At 72.3% G+C, this 16,830-nt stretch carries 13 protein-coding genes and 1 pseudogene; 7 read left to right on the top strand and 7 right to left on the bottom strand.

The genetic code is table 11. The features are described from left to right. Positions 1-22: 22 nt before the first annotated feature. Entirely contained in the window at positions 23-3,331 is a 3,309-nt protein-coding gene (locus A5692_RS04005) for an ATP-dependent helicase (RefSeq protein WP_369830258.1), read from the bottom strand. After that, the gene (locus A5692_RS04000; protein WP_068052419.1) at positions 3,298-6,441 is read right to left on the bottom strand and encodes an ATP-dependent DNA helicase; all 3,144 of its coding nucleotides are present in this window, start codon (positions 6,439-6,441) and stop codon (positions 3,298-3,300) included. The genes A5692_RS04005 and A5692_RS04000 overlap by 34 nt, the downstream gene beginning before the upstream one ends. A 110-nt stretch (positions 6,442-6,551) precedes the next feature. On the opposite strand from A5692_RS04000, the gene A5692_RS03995 reads away from it, so the two are divergent. The 3 genes from A5692_RS03995 to A5692_RS03985 are packed head-to-tail and all read left to right on the top strand — an operon-like array spanning position 6,552 to position 7,886. Further along, positions 6,552-6,755 (top strand): hypothetical protein, encoded by a 204-nt coding sequence (locus A5692_RS03995; protein WP_067921351.1) that lies wholly within the window; start codon positions 6,552-6,554, stop codon positions 6,753-6,755. 40 nt (positions 6,756-6,795) lie between these two features. Then, positions 6,796-7,581: an alpha/beta hydrolase gene (locus A5692_RS03990; RefSeq protein WP_068052412.1), complete on the top strand. Its 786-nt coding sequence runs from the start codon at positions 6,796-6,798 to the stop codon at positions 7,579-7,581. Between the two features lie 2 nt (positions 7,582-7,583). After that, positions 7,584-7,886 carry an MGMT family protein gene (locus tag A5692_RS03985; RefSeq protein ID WP_068052409.1) on the top strand — a complete coding sequence of 101 codons (303 nt, stop codon included), beginning with the start codon at positions 7,584-7,586 and terminating at the stop codon, positions 7,884-7,886. Here the strand turns inward: A5692_RS03985 and A5692_RS03980 are convergent. From A5692_RS03980 to A5692_RS03970, 3 genes are all read right to left on the bottom strand, one after another. Then, on the bottom strand, positions 7,883-8,737 hold the full coding sequence (locus tag A5692_RS03980) for a TIGR02569 family protein (RefSeq protein WP_067921345.1): 855 nt from the start codon (positions 8,735-8,737) through the stop codon (positions 7,883-7,885). The two genes, A5692_RS03985 and A5692_RS03980, sit on opposite strands and share 4 nt — an antisense overlap. Before the next feature lie 203 nt (positions 8,738-8,940). Next, complete coding sequence (gene moeZ, locus A5692_RS03975; protein WP_231984181.1) at positions 8,941-10,107, bottom strand: adenylyltransferase/sulfurtransferase MoeZ; 1,167 nt, start codon at positions 10,105-10,107, stop codon at positions 8,941-8,943. A 112-nt stretch (positions 10,108-10,219) separates the two neighbouring features. Beyond that, entirely contained in the window at positions 10,220-11,245 is a 1,026-nt protein-coding gene (locus tag A5692_RS03970) for a DUF3152 domain-containing protein (RefSeq protein WP_231984180.1), read from the bottom strand. A 201-nt stretch (positions 11,246-11,446) separates the two neighbouring features. Between A5692_RS03970 and A5692_RS03965 the strand changes: the two genes are divergently transcribed. After that, complete coding sequence (locus tag A5692_RS03965) at positions 11,447-12,133, top strand: TetR/AcrR family transcriptional regulator (protein WP_068052400.1); 687 nt, start codon at positions 11,447-11,449, stop codon at positions 12,131-12,133. On the opposite strand, the gene A5692_RS03960 is transcribed toward A5692_RS03965, so the two are convergent. Next, on the bottom strand, positions 12,120-12,389 hold the full coding sequence (locus A5692_RS03960; protein WP_068052475.1) for a DUF3107 domain-containing protein: 270 nt from the start codon (positions 12,387-12,389) through the stop codon (positions 12,120-12,122). The genes A5692_RS03965 and A5692_RS03960 overlap by 14 nt on opposite strands. 206 nt (positions 12,390-12,595) lie before the next feature. Here A5692_RS03960 and A5692_RS03955 point away from each other — a divergent pair, with 206 nt between their 5' ends. Next, the gene (locus tag A5692_RS03955) at positions 12,596-13,318 is read left to right on the top strand and encodes an MmpS family transport accessory protein (protein ID WP_068052472.1); all 723 of its coding nucleotides are present in this window, start codon (positions 12,596-12,598) and stop codon (positions 13,316-13,318) included. Between the two features lie 339 nt (positions 13,319-13,657). On the opposite strand, the gene A5692_RS03950 is transcribed toward A5692_RS03955, so the two are convergent. After that, the gene (locus A5692_RS03950; protein WP_068052394.1) at positions 13,658-14,377 is read right to left on the bottom strand and encodes a ferritin-like fold-containing protein; all 720 of its coding nucleotides are present in this window, start codon (positions 14,375-14,377) and stop codon (positions 13,658-13,660) included. 248 nt (positions 14,378-14,625) lie between these two features. Here A5692_RS03950 and A5692_RS03945 point away from each other — a divergent pair, with 248 nt between their 5' ends. Next, positions 14,626-16,122 carry a DEAD/DEAH box helicase gene (locus A5692_RS03945; RefSeq protein ID WP_068052392.1) on the top strand — a complete coding sequence of 499 codons (1,497 nt, stop codon included), beginning with the start codon at positions 14,626-14,628 and terminating at the stop codon, positions 16,120-16,122. 15 nt (positions 16,123-16,137) lie between these two features. Continuing rightward, a pseudogene (locus A5692_RS03940) lies at positions 16,138-16,830 on the top strand (hypothetical protein); the annotation flags it as partial.

The raw sequence follows: 16,830 nt of genomic DNA, 5'->3' as shown, positions 1-16,830 counted from the left end.
CCCGGTACTCGGGCAGCGCGGGTCACCCGGGACCGGCCACCAACCCGGCCAGTTCGTCGGGAGCGGGCAGATCGTCGGGAGCGATCGTGGTGCCGGCACGCACGTAATAGAAGGCGGTCCGCACCGACGATTCCGCAACACCCGACAACGCGGCCCACGCCAAGCGATAGACGGCGAGCTGGACGGCGGCCTGCCGCATGGCCTCCGGTCCGTGCGGCGGTTCGCCGGTCTTCCAGTCCACGACCGTGGCGCCGCCGTCGGGGTCGGCGAAGACCGCGTCGATGCGGCCCCGCACCAGGGTGGCGCCGATCGGCATTTCGAACGGCACCTCCACGGCGATCGGGGTGCGCGCCGCCCACGGCGATTCGGCGAACGCGGCCTGCAACGCGGCCAGATCCCGGGTATCGCCCACGCCGGAGTCCGCCGCGCCCGGCAGGTCGGCGAGATCGAACAGGCACTCGGCGCCGTAGAACTGCTGGACCCAGGCGTGAAACGCATTGCCGAGCAACGCATGCTGATCGGGGCGGGTCGGCAACCGATGCCTGAGACGCCGCGCCGCGCCCGCGGGGTCACGGGCCAGGTCAACCAGGCCGCTCACCGACAGCTGGCTGGGCAACGCCCCGGTGGGCGGTGCCGCCAACCGCGCACGCTCGGCCAATAGCGCGTCGACATCGGCCGCCCAGCCCTCGATGTCGGCGCCCCGCTCTCCCACGTCGCCCGACATCGCACGGGTGACCAACGCCGCGCCGCGCTCGACATCGACGCGCCGGGCGGCCAGCGGATCGGCTGGCCAGACCGCCTCGAGAGTGTTGTCGCGCAACGGGTTCCGGTCACCGTCGGCGGGCGCGGGTGCCCACCGGTCCACCACCCCGCAGGGCTCGCCGGCCGCGGCCGAACGGTCGATGACTTCCTTGATCTCGCACAGGAAATCCGACGGCCCGCGCGGTTTGATCCCGGTGGCGCCCCAGTGGTGGCCCGACACCAGCAAGGTGTCCTCGGCGCGCGTGATGGCGACATACAGCAGCCGGCGCTCCTCGTCGACGCGCCGCCGTTCGAGCTGGCGGCGATGCTCGGAGATCTTGTCGGACAGCTGCTTTCGATTGGTGACGTCGGTGACGTCCAGCACCGGGATGCCGAGTGCGCCCGCCGAGGCGCGGTCGCCCCGCAACAGGGGGGGCAGCTCGGCCGCGTCGGTGAGCCAGGAGCTCCTGGAGGCGGTCGACGGGAAGACGCCGCCCGACAGGTGCGCCACCGCCACCAGCTGCCACTCCAGCCCCTTGGCGGAGTGCACCGTGAGCACCTGGACGCGGTCACGCGCGGCGACCACCGGGGCGGGCGGCAATCCGTTCTCCACCGACTCCGCCAAGTCCAGGAAGGCCAGCAGCCCCGAAACCGATGTCGTTGCGCTGCGGTCCGGTCCGCCGGCGGCGTCGGCCCGCTCGGCGTAGCCCGCGACGACGTCGGCGAACGCGTCGAGGTGTTCGGTGCCGGTCCAGCCCGCGTTCGCGCCCGCCGCGGCGCGGACCTCGCATTCGACGCCCAGCACTCGGCGCACCTCGCCGACCAGGTCCGGCAGCGAATGACCGAGGTGGCCGCGCAGCGCGCGCAGCTCGGCGGCCAGCGCGGCGACGCGCTGAAATCCCGCGGCCGAATACGCTTCGGCCGGGCCGGGATCGGCGATGGCGTCGGCCAGGCACGCGGCGTCGGCGTCGGGGCCCGCGGCCATCGCGATCGATTCCGGCGCGGCGGCCACGCCCGCGCCCGGGGCGTCGGCGAGTTGGCGGGCACGCCGCCAGAGCGCGGCGATGTCCCGGCCCCCGATGCGCCAGCGCGGGCCCGTGAGCACCCGCATCGCCGCCGCGCCCGCGGTCGGGTCGGCGACCAGCCGCAGCACCGCCACGACGTCGGCGACCTCGGGAACGGAAAGCAGCCCCGCCAATCCGACCACCTCGACCGGGACTCCCCGGGCGCGCAGGGCATCGGCGATCGGGGCGGCGTCGGCGTTGCGGCGCACCAGGACCGCGGCGGTCGGCGGGCTCACGCCGTCGGCCCGGGCCCCCCGGTACCGCGCGGCGACCTCATCGGCGATCCACTCCCGTTCGGACTGCACATCGGCGAGCAAGGCGCAGCGAACGCTCCCGGGCGGGGCGTCCGGGCGCGGTCGCAGGGCGCGCACGGCGACCGATCTGCGGCGCGCCTCCGCCGATATGGCGTTGGCCAGCTGCAGGGTCCGCGGCGGGTTGCGCCAGCTGGTCCGCAGCTCCAGAACCGGCGCCGGGGTGCCGTCGGCGAGGGGGAAGTCGGTGGTGAAGCGCGGCAGGTTGGTCGCCGAGGCGCCGCGCCAGCCGTAGATCGACTGGATCGGGTCACCGACGGCGGTCAGCGCCAGCCCGTCGTCGGCGCCACCGCCGAACAACGCCGACAGGGCGACCCGCTGGGCATGCCCGGTGTCCTGGTACTCGTCGAGCAGCACCACCCGGTAGCGGCCCCGCAGGTCCTCGCCGACCTGCGGGAAGTTCGCCGCCAGCCGCGCCGCGCAGGCCATCTGCACGCCGAAGTCCATGGTCTTCGCGGCGCGCATGCGCTCGTGCAGCGCGTCGAGCAGCGGTACCAGCTCGGTGCGCTGGGTCTGGGTGGCGAGCAGCCGCAGCAGCCACTGGCTGGGCCCGCGCTCGCGCTGATAGGGGCCCGCCGGCAGGGTGTGGATCAGCCGCTCCAGCTCCAGGTGGGTATCGCCGAGCTGGCGGGTGTCCACCAGGTGTTCGGCCAGTTGCCCCCACAGCCGCAGCACCATCGACGTCACTGCGGCGGGGGTCTTGTCGGTGTGCAGCTCGCCCCGGTACCCGCTCACGACGTCGAAGGCCAGCTGCCACAGCTCGGTCTCGCCGAGCAGCCGGGTGTCGGGCTCGATGGGCAGTAACAAGCCGTAGTCGCGGATCAGCGAACCCGCGAAGGCGTGGTAGGTGCTGACCGTCGGCACGCCCGCCGGTTCCGCGGGAGCCGCCCCGTCGGGGCCCAACCCGACGCCGGCCAACCGGGCCAGCCGGGACCGCACCCGGCGCAGCAGCTGGCCGGCGGCCTTGCGGGTGAACGTCAGCCCCAGCACCTGGCCGGGGTCGGCGTAGCCGTTGGCGACCAGCCACACCACCCGCGCGGCCATGGTCTCGGTCTTTCCGGCGCCGGCGCCCGCGATGACGACCAGCGGGCCGGGCGGCGCCGCGATCACGGCGGCCTGCTCATCGGTGGGCGGGAAAAGTCCCAGCGCGCAAGCTAATTGGGCGGGGCTGTAGCGCGCGTTCACTGCGCCGCCCCGTCGGCGTGGGCCGGACACGAGGGTCTTACGGGGCAGTGCGAGCACCCGTCGTTGCGCCGGGCGACGAACCGGGGACCGGCGGTCGCCTCGGCCGCGCGCCGGACCAGCCGGCGCCATTCGTCGCGGGCGGCCGGCGTCAGCGGATCCTGCTCGCGCTCGGTGGCGCCCGAGGCGCCGCCCTTGCCGACGTAGACCAGCCGCGCGCCGCCCGGTTCGGAATCGGCCGACTCCCCGGTCACCATTCCTTCGGCCACCGCCAGCTGATACATCGCCAGCTGGGCATGTTGTTGGGCATCGTCTTTACTGACCGGCGTCTTGCCGGTCTTGATGTCGACGATCACCAGGCGGCCGGCGGCGTCGCGCTCCAGCCGGTCGACGCGTCCGCGCAGCCGGACCTCGCCCCCGCCGTCGGCGGACGCGCCGAGGGTTCCGTCGATCTCGACTTCGACGCCGACCTCGGTCAGCTCGCCCCGGGTCCGGGCCCGCCAGTCGACGAAGGCCTCGATCATCGCGCGGTGGCGCTCCAGCTCGTTGGCCGCATGCCACTCGGCCTCGAACGGCAGATGCCGCCACGCGCGGTCCAGCTCGGCCAGCAACTCGGTTGCACTCCGCTGCGGCTCGGCGACCAGGGCGTGCAGCACCGAACCGATGGTGGAGCGCAGATCACGCGGGTTGGTTCCACCATGCCGTTCGGCCAGCCAGCGCAGCGGGCAGTCGTTGAGCATCTGCAGGGTCGACGGGGTCAACGTGACCGCCTCGCCGTCGCCACGCAGCGGTTCGCCGGTGCTGACGGGGACCAGCCCATGCCAGGCCGCCGGGTCGGCGCCCGGGACGCCGGCCCGGGCCAGTCGCGCCAGTTCCCTTGCCGCGCAGGCACGCTCGGCGTCGTCGATGGCGCCGTCCGGTGCGCACACGACGCCGCGCAGCCGGCCCACCAGCGCGGTGGCGGACAGCACCCGGGGCGCCGAGACGGGTTGCGCGGCCGGGGTGTCGCCGCCGCCGTCCGCCCACCGGGCGAGTTCGTCGCAGAACGCGGACGGTAGCGCGGCCTCGCAGTCCGCTCCGCCGGTGTCGCTGTCCACGGCGGTCACCAGCAATCGGCGGCGGGCCCGGCCCATGGCCGCCACCAGCAGCCGCCGCTCCTCGGCCAAAAGGGGCGCCCGCACGGACGCGTCGCCGGTGACGCCGTCCAGCACATCCAGCAACCGCTGGGTGCCCAGCACGCCGCCGCGCGGAGCGGTGTTGGGCCACAACCCCTCTTGCAGCCCCGCGATCACCACCAGGTCCCATTCGTGACCAAGGGCGGCGTGCGCGCTGAGCACCCGCACCTGGTCCACGGCCGAGACCGGCTCCTGGTTCACGCCGGGCAGGTGCAGGGCGGCGACGTGCTCGACGAGGCCGCGCAGCGACGCCCCCGAGGTGCGGGAAACGTATTGATCGGTGATGTCGAACAGCGCGGTCACCGCCTCCAGGTCGCGGGTGGCCTGCGCCCCGGCGGGTCCGCCGCGTTCGGCGGCCGCCAGCCAGCGCTGCTGCAAGCCGGAGCGGTGCCAGGCGGCCCACAGGGTGTAGCGCGGGTCCTGGCCCGCACGATGGCAGCGCGCGGCGGCGTCCAGAACGGCGCGGACGCGGTGCACCGGGCGGAACTGCGGGCCCCGCGGCGGCGCGTCGCCGCAGAGCGCGCCGGCCAGCAGGCCCGCGGCGTCATCCGGGGCGCGATCGGGGTTGGCCCGCTGCAGTGTCCGGCGCAGCTGCCGCAGCGAAACCGGGTCGACGCGACCGATGGGACCGGTCAACAGGGCGAGTGCGCGTTCGCCGTCGAGCCCGTCGGCGGTGGCGGACAGGACGGTGAGCAGCGCCCGGGCCGCGGGCTCGTCGGACAGCGGTCCGCTTGCCGCGGGCGCGGCCACCGGCACCCCCGCGGCCGCCAACGCGCGCGGCAACCGGGCGCCGGCCCGCGGCACCGACCGGACGATGACCGCCATCTGCGACCACGGCACGCCGTCGACCAGGTGCGCGCGCCGCAGCGTGTCGGCGATCATCGCCGCCTCCGCGTGCGCCGACGCGGCCAGGCGCACCGCGACCGATCCCTCCTCGGGCCCGGTGCCCTCGATCCGGCGGCCGCCGCTTCCGCCGGGCAGCCGGTGCGCGACGCCGCTGACGGCCCGCGCCACCGCCGGCGCGCAGCGGTGCGAGACCGTCAGCATCACCGACGGTGCACCGCCCGCCAGCAGTCCGGCGGATTCCCCGCCACGGAAGCCGAACACCGCCTGATTGGGGTCTCCGGCGATCACGGCCAGCTCGGTGCCGGCCGCGAGCACCCGGACCAGGCGAGCCGCCTGCGGGTCGAGTTGCTGGGCGTCGTCGACCAACAAGACCCGCACCCGCGCCCGCTCGGCGGCCAGCAGCTCGGGATCGACCGCGAAGGCCTCCAGGGCGGCGCCCACCAGCTCGGCGGCGCCGAGGGCGGGCGTCGTCGCCTGGGGGGCCGCCGTTCCCACCGCCGCCCGCAGCAGCATCACCTGCTCGTACTGCCGGGCGAACCGGCCGGCGGCCGCCCATTCCGGGCGCCGGTGACGACGGCCAAGCCGCTCCAGCTCCTGCGGGTCCACGCCGCGTTCGGCGCAGCGCGCCAACATGTTTCGCAGTTCGGTGGCGAAGCCCGCGGTGGTCAGCGGGGGGTGTAGATGGGCGGGCCACCCGGTGGCCCCGCGCGGGCCGTCCTCGAGGTCGCCGGCCAGCAACTCCCTGATGATGACGTCCTGTTCGGCGCTGGTGACCAGCCGAGGGGGTGCATCCCCGGCCCGCTCGGCTGCCCGCCGCAAGACCGCATACGCGTAGCCGTGCACCGTGCGCACCAAGGGTTCGCGGACGGCGGCCCGGCAGGGGCCGGTGGCGCGGGGCCGCAGCAACGCCGTCGTCAATGTGGCGCGCGCCGTCGTCCCCAGCCGGCCCGAACCGGTAAGCAGCAGAACCGATTGCGGGTCCAGGCCGGCGTCGATCTGAGCGACCGCGGCATGCACCAGCAGGCTGCTCTTGCCGGTGCCGGGCCCGCCCAGCACCCGGACCGGCCCGCGCGCACCGGGCAGCAGCAGAGCCCGCGCCTCGCTGTCCCAGGTGTACGACATGGCTGCATGCAATCACCAGGGTCTGACAAGTCGGTCCGACCCGAACCGGCCGCGGCCCCTACGCTGGAGTCCGCGGACAGCCCGCCCAACGGTCAGGAAGGTAGGTAATCGTGACAGACGTCGAACGCGGCTTTCCCAGCGACGAAGCGCCCGAGGGCGACGCCGCGGAACAGCTGCAGCCCGTCGACTTCGATGACGAGGCCGGCTTGGACACCGAATATCTGACCACCGCCGACCGCGAGGCGAACGAGGCCGACGTGATCGAGCAGGCCTACGTCGTCCCCACCGACGACGAGTGGGAGGACGGGCGCTGAGCCCGCGAGCGGCCGTGTCCACGGCCGGCGCGGTCGACCGGTGACCGCCGACCTCCACGTGCACCGCTACGGCCCGCCCGGTCCGGTGCGCGTGCTGGCGCTGCACGGGTTGACCGGCCACGGGCAGCGCTGGCAGCAGCTGGCCGGTCTGCTGCCCCAAATCGCCTTCGCCGCACCGGATCTGATCGGCCACGGCAGGTCGTCGTGGGACGCGCCGTGGACCATCGACGCCAACGTCGCCGCGATGGCCGCGCTGCTCGACGACACGGCCGACGCGCCGGTGCTGGTGGTGGGGCACTCCTTCGGCGGCGGGCTCGCCATGCAGCTGGCCGCGACGCGGCCGGACCTCGTGGCCGCGCTGCTGCTCCTCGACCCGGCGGTCGGACTGGACGGCGGGTGGATGCGCGAGATCGCCGACGCGATGTTGTCCTCGCCCGACTACCCCGACGCCGGGGAGGCGCGCCTGGAAAAGCTGCACGGCTCCTGGTCGGACGTGGACCCCGCCCTGCTCGACGCCGAGATCGACGAGCACCTGATCGAGCTGCCGGGCGGCCGGTACGGCTGGCGCGTCAGCCTGCCGGCGATGATGGCGTACTGGAGCGAGCTGGCTCGCGACATCGTGTTCCCGCCGGCCGGGACGGCCACGGTGCTGGTGCGGGCCAAGCGCACGTCGCCGCCGTACGTCGGCGACCACTTGATCACCGGCCTGCAGGACCGGTTGGGATCGGGGTTCCGGCTGCTGGACTTCGACTGCAACCACATGGTGCCCTACGCGGCGCCGGCGGAAGTGGCGGCGCTGACGCGCGAGCTGCTGGGAGCCGGCTGATCGTGGCGCCGGTGACCGACGAGCAGATCGAGCGGGTGCGCGCGCTGGTCGCCTCGATACCGTCCGGCAGGGTCACGACCTACGGCGACATCGCCGACGTCGCAGGGCTTTCCAGCCCGCGCATCGTCGGCTGGATCATGCGGACCGACTCCTCGGATCTGCCGTGGCACCGGGTGATCACCGCCTCCGGGCGCCCGGCGCGTCACCTGACCACCAGGCAGCTGGAGCTGCTGCGCGCCGAGGGAGTCCTGGCCACCGACGGCAGGATCGCGCTGCGCGAGGTCCGTTACGACTTCGGCCGCTAGAGCACCAGCCGGACCAGCGCCGCTGTCCGGGCCAGCCCGGGGAAGGCCTCGGCCGTCGACCGCGGGTGCAGCGCATGGACCGCAAGCCGGAACATCAAGGCGCGCAACAACATCTGCGGCCATTCCGGCAACGCGTTCCAGCGTTCGATGAGTCCGTCGTCGGCCTCGCCCCAGGACAGGGCGTCGACGACGACCACACCGGCCGCCCACGACGCCGGCCGCCAGTAAGGGGTGATGTCGGTGATGCCCGGGGCCGCGGTGCCGACGAAAAGCACTGTGCCGTAAAGGTCTCCGTGCACCACCTGGTTCGGGCTCTTGGTCGGCCGGCGCAAGGTGGCCAGCTGGTTGATCAACTCCACCGACCGCTGGGCGTCGGCCGTCGGCGGAGCCGTCCGGGCGCCCGGGGGCACGGAGGCCAGCGGCCGTTCCTCCCAGGCGGCGCGGTCGGCGGCGATGAAGATGTCGACGTCACCCCACGGCGCGGTGGGCCCCTGGGTCAGGAACCGGGGGCGTTCCAGTTTGCCGGTCGCCTCGTGCAGGCGCACCGCCGCCGAGACCACCTCGTCATGGCGGGGCTCCGGCGTCCCGGCGACGAAGGTGTCCGCCCGCCACCCCGAAACCACGTATCGGCCATCCGTCGAGCGGACCGGGCGGGCCAGCCGAACCCCGTCGACGAACAGCGTCTCCCGCACTCGGGCCGACCAGGCCGCCCTGGCGTGGTCGGCCACCAACGACAGGACGACTTCGCCGCAGCGCCAGCCGCCCTCCCAGCTGGCGCCTAGATAGACGGGCTGCACACCGGTCAAACCAAACGCCGCCAGCACATGCTCCGGCGGTGGCTCGACATTCACACGGGAAGCTTAGACGAGGGGACCTGCGGCGATCGCGAGCGCGGCGAAGCCGGGCGCGGCGGGTCGCCGCACAGAAGCACCACGGCGATCGCGAGCGCGGCGAAGCCGGGCGCGGCGGGTCGCCGCACACAAGCACCACGGCGATCGCGAGCGCGGCGAAGCCGGGCGCGGCGGGTCGCCGCACAGAAGCACGGCCTATCGGGTCAGTACATGACCATGTCGGGTTGCATCTGTTGCGCCCACGCCACGATGCCGCCCTGCAGATGCACCGCGTCGGAGAATCCGGCCTTGCGCACCGCCGCCAGGGCCGCGGCCGATCGCACGCCCGTCTTGCAGTACAGGACCGGCATCCGGTCCTGCGGGAGCTTTGCCAGACCCTCACCGGAGTCGATCGCGGACTGCGGGATCAACTGGGCCCCGTCGATGTGGTTGATCTCCCACTCGACCGGTTCGCGGACGTCGATCAGCGCCAGCTTCCTGCCCGAGTCCAGCAGCTCGCGCAGTTCCCGCGGGGTGATGGCGGAGCCGGCGACGGGCGAACCGGCGTCGCCGGCCGCGGCACCGCAGTACTGCTCGTAGTCGATCAACTCGGTGATCTTCGGCGCCGCAGGGTCCTTGCGGATCGCGATGGTGCGGTAGGACATTTCCAGCGCGTCGTAGAGCATCAACCGGCCCAGCAGCGACTCGCCGAGCCCGGTGATGAGTTTGATCGCCTCGGTGCCCATCACCGACGCGATCGAGGCGCACACGATGCCCAGCACGCCGCCCTCGGCGCACGACGGCACCGTGCCGGGTGGCGGCGGCTCCGGGTAGAGGTCGCGGTAGTTGAGGCCCCGCCCGCCGGGCGCGTCCTCCCAGAACACCGAGACCTGGCCCTCGAACCGGTAGATCGACCCCCACACGTACGGCTTGGCGGCCAGCACGGCGGCGTCGTTGACCAGGTACCGGGTGGCGAAGTTGTCGGTGCCGTCCAGGATCAGGTCGTACTGCGCGAACAGGTCGACGGCGTTGCTCGAGTCCAGCCGGAACTCGTGCAGGCGCACCCGGACCAGCGGGTTGATCGCGGCGATCGACTCCCGCGCGGATTGGGCCTTGGACCGTCCGACGTCGGCCACGCCGTGGATGATCTGGCGCTGCAGGTTGGACTCGTCGACGACGTCGAAATCCACGATGCCGATCGTTCCGACGCCGGCCGCGGCCAGATACAGCAGTGTGGGGGCACCGAGCCCGCCCGCGCCGATCACCAAGACCCGGGCGTTCTTGAGCCGCTTCTGCCCGTCCACGCCCAGGTCGGGGATGATCAGATGGCGGCTGTAGCGGGCCACCTCATCGCGGGTCAGCTCCCCCGCCGGCGCCACGAGAGGCGGCAGTGAGGTCTGGGATGTCGACACGCCCGAACATCTCCTCGGTCTCGATTGCGGTTCGTCGTCCACAACCATCACATCAGCCGCCGAAGTGCACGGCAATGAATTCAATCGCCGGTCAGGCGATCGGGAACGGCCAGGGGTTGAATCGGCAGGTCTTCCCGTCGGCCTTGACGAAATCCGGGTCGAACTGGGCGGCATCGTCATTCGAGGTGGAGAACGTCTGCTGCATCATCACCGGCGCCAGAGCGCCCTGCTGCTCGCAGGGCTCGTGGCGCACGTACCCGATGGCGTGGCCGACCTCGTGGTTGATCACGTACTGGCGATACGAGCCGACGTCCCCCTCGAAGGGCACTGCTCCGCGCACCCAGCGCGCCTCGTTGATGAAGACTCGCGACTGCCGGTCCTTGCCGAACGACGGGTTGTAGCAGGACGTTTCGAGGCGAAATTCGTAGCCGCAGCCCTCGCGGACCGTCACCGGGGATACCAGGGAGATCCGGAAGTCGGGATTGCCGTTATCGATCCGGATGAACCCGAATTGCGGGTTGTGGGTCCAGCCCTTCGGGTTGGCCAGCGTCTGGTCGACCATCTGGGCGAACGCGGTGTCACCGCCGAACATGGTCTCGTCGATGCCGTTCTCCACCTCGACGGTGTACCGAAACACCTTGACGGTGCCCTGGCCGATCTGCGGCGTCGTGCCGGGCACCACATGCCAGGTCTTGTCGCCCGCCTCGGTGAACGGGCCGCCGTCCGGCAGCGTCCCGGCGGGCAGGTTCGCGTCGAACGCCGCGAGCCCGCGTGGCGGCGCGTCGATGATCGACGTGCCCACCGCGCCGATCGCCTGCGGGCTCTGGATGGGCTGATTGGCCGTCGGCTTCCTGGCGCTGGTGCCGGTGATCGTCTGGTAGACCACCACCACGGTGACCACCGCCAAAACGGGCAGCGCGTACGCGCGCCAGCCGTAGGTGGACACGAACCGTCCCAGCCAGGTCTGTTTGCGCCACTGCCGCGGCCGCTCCCGGTCGGCCCTTGCCCGTCCGGCGTCGCGGGCGACCGGGTCGCGCAGGGCGCGAAGCGGTTCCCGCCACTCGTCCCGCAGCACCGGCACGCGACCGGTGCCGCGCGAAGGCCGCTGGGACATCATTTCCCCAGGATTACACAGTCGGCTGGTGCGGCCGCCCTTGGCGCGCCCGAATGCGCCCAGCGACACCGCTTTCTGCCTGCGACGACGGCGGCGACGACAACGGCGGGCACGGCTCGGGTAGTAATGTCTCTCGCAATGAGCCGCGCGCGGCTGGCCCAGTCTTGCCGGCGGCCGGTTGCCGACACATCAGATGAGGACTCGATGAGCGAACTCGCCAAACCCGCGGCGCGGCGTGCCGTCAAGTCGGCCGACCGCGGTCGGCCCGGGGACGGCATTGCGGCATCGAGCCGGCGCGGAAACCGGTTGCCCCGGGACGAACGCCGGGGCCAGCTGCTCATCGTGGCCAGCGATGTGTTTGTCGATCGCGGCTATCACGCCGCGGGCATGGACGAGATCGCCGACCGTGCCGGGGTCAGCAAACCGGTTTTGTATCAACACTTTTCGAGCAAACTTGAGCTCTACCTGGCGGTGCTCGCCCGGCACGTCGAGAACCTGGTCTCCGGCGTGCAGCAGGCGTTGAACACCACCACCGACAACCGCCGGCGGTTGCACGCGGCGGTCCAGGCGTTCTTCGACTTCATCGAGCACGACAGCCAGGGTTACCGGCTGATCTTCGAGAACGACTACGTCACCGAGCCCGAGGTGGCCGCGCAAGTGCGGGTCGCCACCGAATCGTGCATCGACGCGGTGTTCGCGTTGATCAGCGCGGACTCGGGCCTCGACCCGCACAGGGCCCGGATGATCGCGGTGGGGCTGGTCGGCATCAGCGTCGACTGTGCCCGCTACTGGCTGGACTCCGACCGCCCGATCTCCAAGGCGGACGCCGTCGAGGGCACCGTCGCGTTCGCCTGGGGCGGGCTGTCACACGTGCCGCTTACTCGCCTTTAGCGCCCTTCCCGGTGAGTTTGCCGACTTCGGAGCCGATACCGAAGCCGACCCGGCGCGCGTCGGCCGGCCCAATCTCGACGTAGGCGATCTTGCTGGTGTGCACCAGGAAGCGGCGCCCCCGCTCGTCGTTCAGCCTCAGCAGGCCCGGCCCCTCGCTCAGCGCCGCGCTGACCAGCTCTTCGACTTCGGCCGGCGTCTGCGCGCTGGAGAGCACCAGCTCGCGCGGACTGTCCGTAATACCGATCTTGACCTCCACGGTCACCCCTTCCGTTGGTATTGAAGTCGACAGACCTGTCAGCTGCAGGCTAGTGGACGCGGCGGACCCGCATCCCCGACGGTCCCCGCCGCGCGGTTCGCGGCGGGCGAAGCCCCGGTCGCGAGCGGATAACGATTCGCTTCCAGCTGTGCGCAGTGCCGGGTTCGGCGGGCGATCCGTGCTTTCACATCGCTAACTTCGGCACCATGGGTACCACACTGGCCGATCTCGACAGGGTGCGGGACTACCCCGACGACGAGACCGACGAGCTCTACGAAGCCGACTCCTACCCCGAGGGCGACTACACCTGGACCGGCTGGCCCGCCGAGCTGCGCTGGCGCCCGGCCACGGCGATCCTGGGCGCCGTGGTGGCCGTCGGCGCGATCGCGACCGCGGTCATCATCAACAGCGGCGACAGCGCCTCGACCAAGGCCACCCTGGCGCCGGCGCCCCAGCCGGTGACGTCCGCGCCGGCGACGACGAAAAGCTCGGCCGCGCCCAGCGCGCAGCCCAGCCCCTCGCGCACGGCCCCTTTGCCGCCCGAAACGTTCACCACGGTGACCCCGCCGCCCAGCGCATCGCCCAGCCTGGCGCCCACCGGAGCGCCGACCGCCGCGCCGCCCCTGACGCTGACGCCCCCGCCGTCGGCCGCGCTGAACCCACGCACCGTCGTCTACAGCGTCACCGGCACCAAGCAGCTGCTGGACTTGGTCAACATCGTCTACACCGATGGGCAGGGCTACTCCCAGACCGAGTTCAACGTGTCGCTGCCGTGGACCAAGGCGGTGATCCTGAATCCCGGCGTGCAGAACCCGTCGGTGGTCGCGACCAGCTTCTACGGGCGGCTCAACTGCTCGATCGTCAACGCCGCGGGTCAACTGGTGGCCGCGTCGGCCAACAACTCGAGCCTGGCGACCTGCACGCGCTGAATCCGATGGCCGTGACCCGCTGCACCCGGCTGCGCCGCGCTTGCGATCACGGCTGAGTCCGGTGGCCGTGACCCGCCACGCCCGGCTGCGCCGCGCTTGCGATCACGGCTGAGTCCGGTGGCCGTGACCCGCCACGCCCGGCTGCGCCGCGCTTGCGATCACGGCTGAGTCCGGTGGCGGCGACCCGCCGCACCCGGCTGCGCCGCGCTTGCGATCACGGCTGAGTCCGGTGGCCGTGACCCGCCACGCCCGGCTGCGCCGCGCTTGCGATCACGGCTGAGTCCGGTGGCCGTGACCCGCCACGCCCGGCTGCGCCGCGCTTGCGATCACGGCTGAGCGTCAGCTCAGACCCAGTTCACGCATCCGTCGGTCGTGCGTGTGCTGCAGCCGGTCGAAGAAGGCGCTGAGCTGGCCCAGGCTGCCGGTTCCCGTCACGACGAGGTCGACCAGCTCGTCATGGTCGGCCAGCAGGTACTGCGCCTGCGTGATCGCCTCACCGAACAGGCGACGCGACCACAGCGCCAGCCGGCTGCGCTGCTTGCCGCTGGCGGTCACCGCGGCGCGCACCTCGGCGACGACGAACTGCGAATGCCCGGTCTCCGACAGCGCCGCCCGCACCACGTCGGCGATCTCGTCGGGCAGCCCGTCGGCGATCTCCAGGTACAGGTCGGCGGCCAGCGCGTCGCCGACATAGGTCTTGACCAACGCCTCCAGCCACGTGCTGGGCATCGTCAGCCGGTGGTAGTTCTCCAGCGCCGAGACGTACTTCGACATCGCCGAGACCACGTCGACCCCGCGGGCCTCCAGGGCGTCGCGCAGCAGCTCGTAGTGCTGCATCTCGGCAGCGGCCATGCTCGCCATCGAAATCCGTCCCCGCAGGTCGGGAGCCATCCGCGCCTCGTCGGTGAGCCGGTAGAACGCGGCGATCTCGCCGTACGCCAGGACCGCGAACAACTCGTTGACGCCCGGGTGGTCGGCCGGCAGACGAGGGCCCGGCGAACCGTCCCCCCGGTCGGCTTCCAGGTCGGCTTCGGAGGGCTGCCAAGAGGGCCGGGTCATGGCAACACTGTAGTCGGCGGGCCCGGCGCAAAATGGGGCCCAGCTGTCGACCGGCTATCATGTATGTAGATAGCGGCTGTATTGCTTCAACAAAGCCGCTATCGGCGAAATGTGCGTGCACAGCTGGCCCGCCCGAGCAGGGCCGGCGCCTCGGCGACGTATTCGGAGTCGGAACTCGTGCGCGCGTGACCGCGACAGAGAAACACCGACACAAACCGATATGTCACCGAAAGGCTTACTACCCACGCATGAGCACACTGACCAGCACAACTGAATTGACCTTTGCCAATCTTGGCGTCCGCGACGAGATCGTGCGCGCGCTTGCGGAAAAGGGCATCGAGAGCCCCTTCGCGATCCAGGAACTGACCCTGCCCATGGCGCTCGCCGGCGATGACCTGATCGGCCAGGCGCGCACCGGCATGGGCAAGACCTTCGCCTTCGGGGTCCCGCTGCTGCAGCGCATCACCGCCAGCACCGCCACCCGCCCGCTCAACGGCACACCACGCGCCCTGATCGTGGTGCCCACCCGCGAGCTGTGTCTGCAGGTCACCGACGACCTGACGCTGGCGGCCAAGTACCTGATCGCCGACGGCGGCCGGCCCCTGTCGGTGGTCCCCATCTACGGCGGGCGCCCCTACGAGCCGCAGATCGAGGCGCTGCGCGCCGGCGCCGACGTCGTGGTCGGCACTCCGGGGCGGCTGCTCGACCTCAGCCAGCAGAACCACCTGCAGCTGGGCGGCCTGTCCGTGCTGGTGCTCGACGAGGCCGACGAGATGCTCGACCTGGGCTTCCTGCCCGACATCGAGCGCATCCTGCGGCAGATCCCGACCGACCGGCAGTCGATGCTGTTCTCGGCGACCATGCCGGACCCGATCATCACGCTGGCCCGCACGTTCATGAGCCAGCCCACCCACATTCGCGCGGAGGCGCCGCACTCGGCGGCCACGCACGACACCACCGAGCAATTCGTCTACCGCGCCCACGCCCTGGACAAGGTGGAACTGGTGAGCCGGGTGCTGCAGGCCGAGGGCCGCGGCGCGACGATGATCTTCACCCGCACCAAGCGCACCGCGCAGAAGGTCGCCGACGAGCTCGCCGAGCGGGGCTTCAAGGTGGGCGCCGTGCACGGTGACCTCGGGCAGATCGCCCGCGAGAAGGCGCTCAAGGCCTTCCGGTCCGGCGACATCGACGTGCTGGTCGCCACCGACGTGGCCGCGCGCGGCATCGACATCGACGATGTCACCCACGTGATCAACTACCAGATCCCCGAGGACGAACAGGCCTACGTGCACCGCATCGGCCGCACCGGACGCGCCGGCAAGACGGGCGTCGCGGTCACCCTGGTGGACTGGGACGAGCTGCCCCGCTGGTCCATGATCGACAAGGCCCTGGGCCTGAACTGCCCCGAGCCCGCCGAGACCTACTCGAACTCGCCGCACCTCTACGAAGAGCTGGGCATCCCCGCCGAGGCCGGCGGCACCGTCGGCACCCCCAAGAAGCCGCAGGGCCCACGCCGCAACACCGAGCGTGACGGCCAGAAGACCGAGCGGTCCGGACGCGCCCGTTCCGGCGCGCCGCGGCGGCGCACCCGCGGCGGCCAGCCCGTCACCGGGCACCCCGGCGGGAACGCCGCGGCCGGCGCCACCACCGGCGAAGCCGCGGCAGAGGGGTCCGGCAAATCCGGGACCAGCCGGCGCCGGCGTCGGCGCCGCAAGCCCGCCGAAGCCGGCGCGCACGCCAACTAACCCGCGCGCCCACGGATGGTCAGACCCGAACGCCGCACCAAGGGCGACATCTTGGCCGCCGCGGCGATCGCGGTCGTGGTCGCTGCCGTCGCCTCGCTGATCTGGTGGACCAGCGACGCCCGGGCCACCATCAGCCGCCCGGCCGCCGTCGCCGCGCCCAACCAGAACCCCGCCCGGCAGGTGCCGGCCACGCTCAAGGAGCTGTGGACCGCGCCCAGTCCGGCCACCACCGCACCGGTGGCGGTCGGCGGCACGGTGATCACCGGCGACGGCCGCCGGGTCGACGGACGCGACCCCGGGTCCGGGCAGTCCCGCTGGAGCTACCAGCGCGACACCGACCTGTGCGGCCTCTCCTGGGTCTACCACTTCGCCGTCGCCGTCTACCGCGACGACCGCGGATGCGGCCAGGTGAGCACGCTCGACGGTTCCACCGGCCGCCGCGGCCCCGCCCGCAGCGGCTACGCCGACCCGCGCGTGCGGCTGTCCTCCGACGGCACGACGGTGCTGTCGGCCGGCGACACCCGGGTGGAACTGTGGCGCTCGGACATGGTCCGGATGGTGGCCTACGGCGAGACCGACGCGCGGGTGAAGCCCTCGACGCGCGGGCTGCACTCCGGCTGCAGGCTGGTCTCCGCGGCGGCCAGCTCGTCGGCCGTGTCGGTGCTGGAGAGCTGCGTGGACCAGGCCGACCTGCGGCTGGTGCTGCTG

This window comes from Mycobacterium sp. E342 (genome assembly GCF_001667665.1).
Taxonomy (GTDB): domain Bacteria; phylum Actinomycetota; class Actinomycetes; order Mycobacteriales; family Mycobacteriaceae; genus Mycobacterium.
The sequence above is the reverse complement of the archived record's forward strand: the minus strand, read 5'-3'. Positions and strand labels throughout refer to the sequence as shown.

Bases quoted from the DNA above. Each gene is read 5' to 3' on its own strand.
- A5692_RS04000 (WP_068052419.1), bottom strand. From the start codon at position 6,441: ATGTCGTACACCTGGGACAGCGAGGCGCGGGCTCTGCTGCTGCCCGGT.
- A5692_RS03955 (WP_068052472.1), top strand. From the start codon at position 12,596: ATGGGTACCACACTGGCCGATCTCGACAGGGTGCGGGACTACCCCGAC.
- A5692_RS03970 (WP_231984180.1), bottom strand. From the start codon at position 11,245: ATGATGTCCCAGCGGCCTTCGCGCGGCACCGGTCGCGTGCCGGTGCTG.
- A5692_RS03950 (WP_068052394.1), bottom strand. From the start codon at position 14,377: ATGACCCGGCCCTCTTGGCAGCCCTCCGAAGCCGACCTGGAAGCCGAC.
- A5692_RS03945 (WP_068052392.1), top strand. From the start codon at position 14,626: ATGAGCACACTGACCAGCACAACTGAATTGACCTTTGCCAATCTTGGC.
- A5692_RS03965 (WP_068052400.1), top strand. From the start codon at position 11,447: ATGAGCGAACTCGCCAAACCCGCGGCGCGGCGTGCCGTCAAGTCGGCC.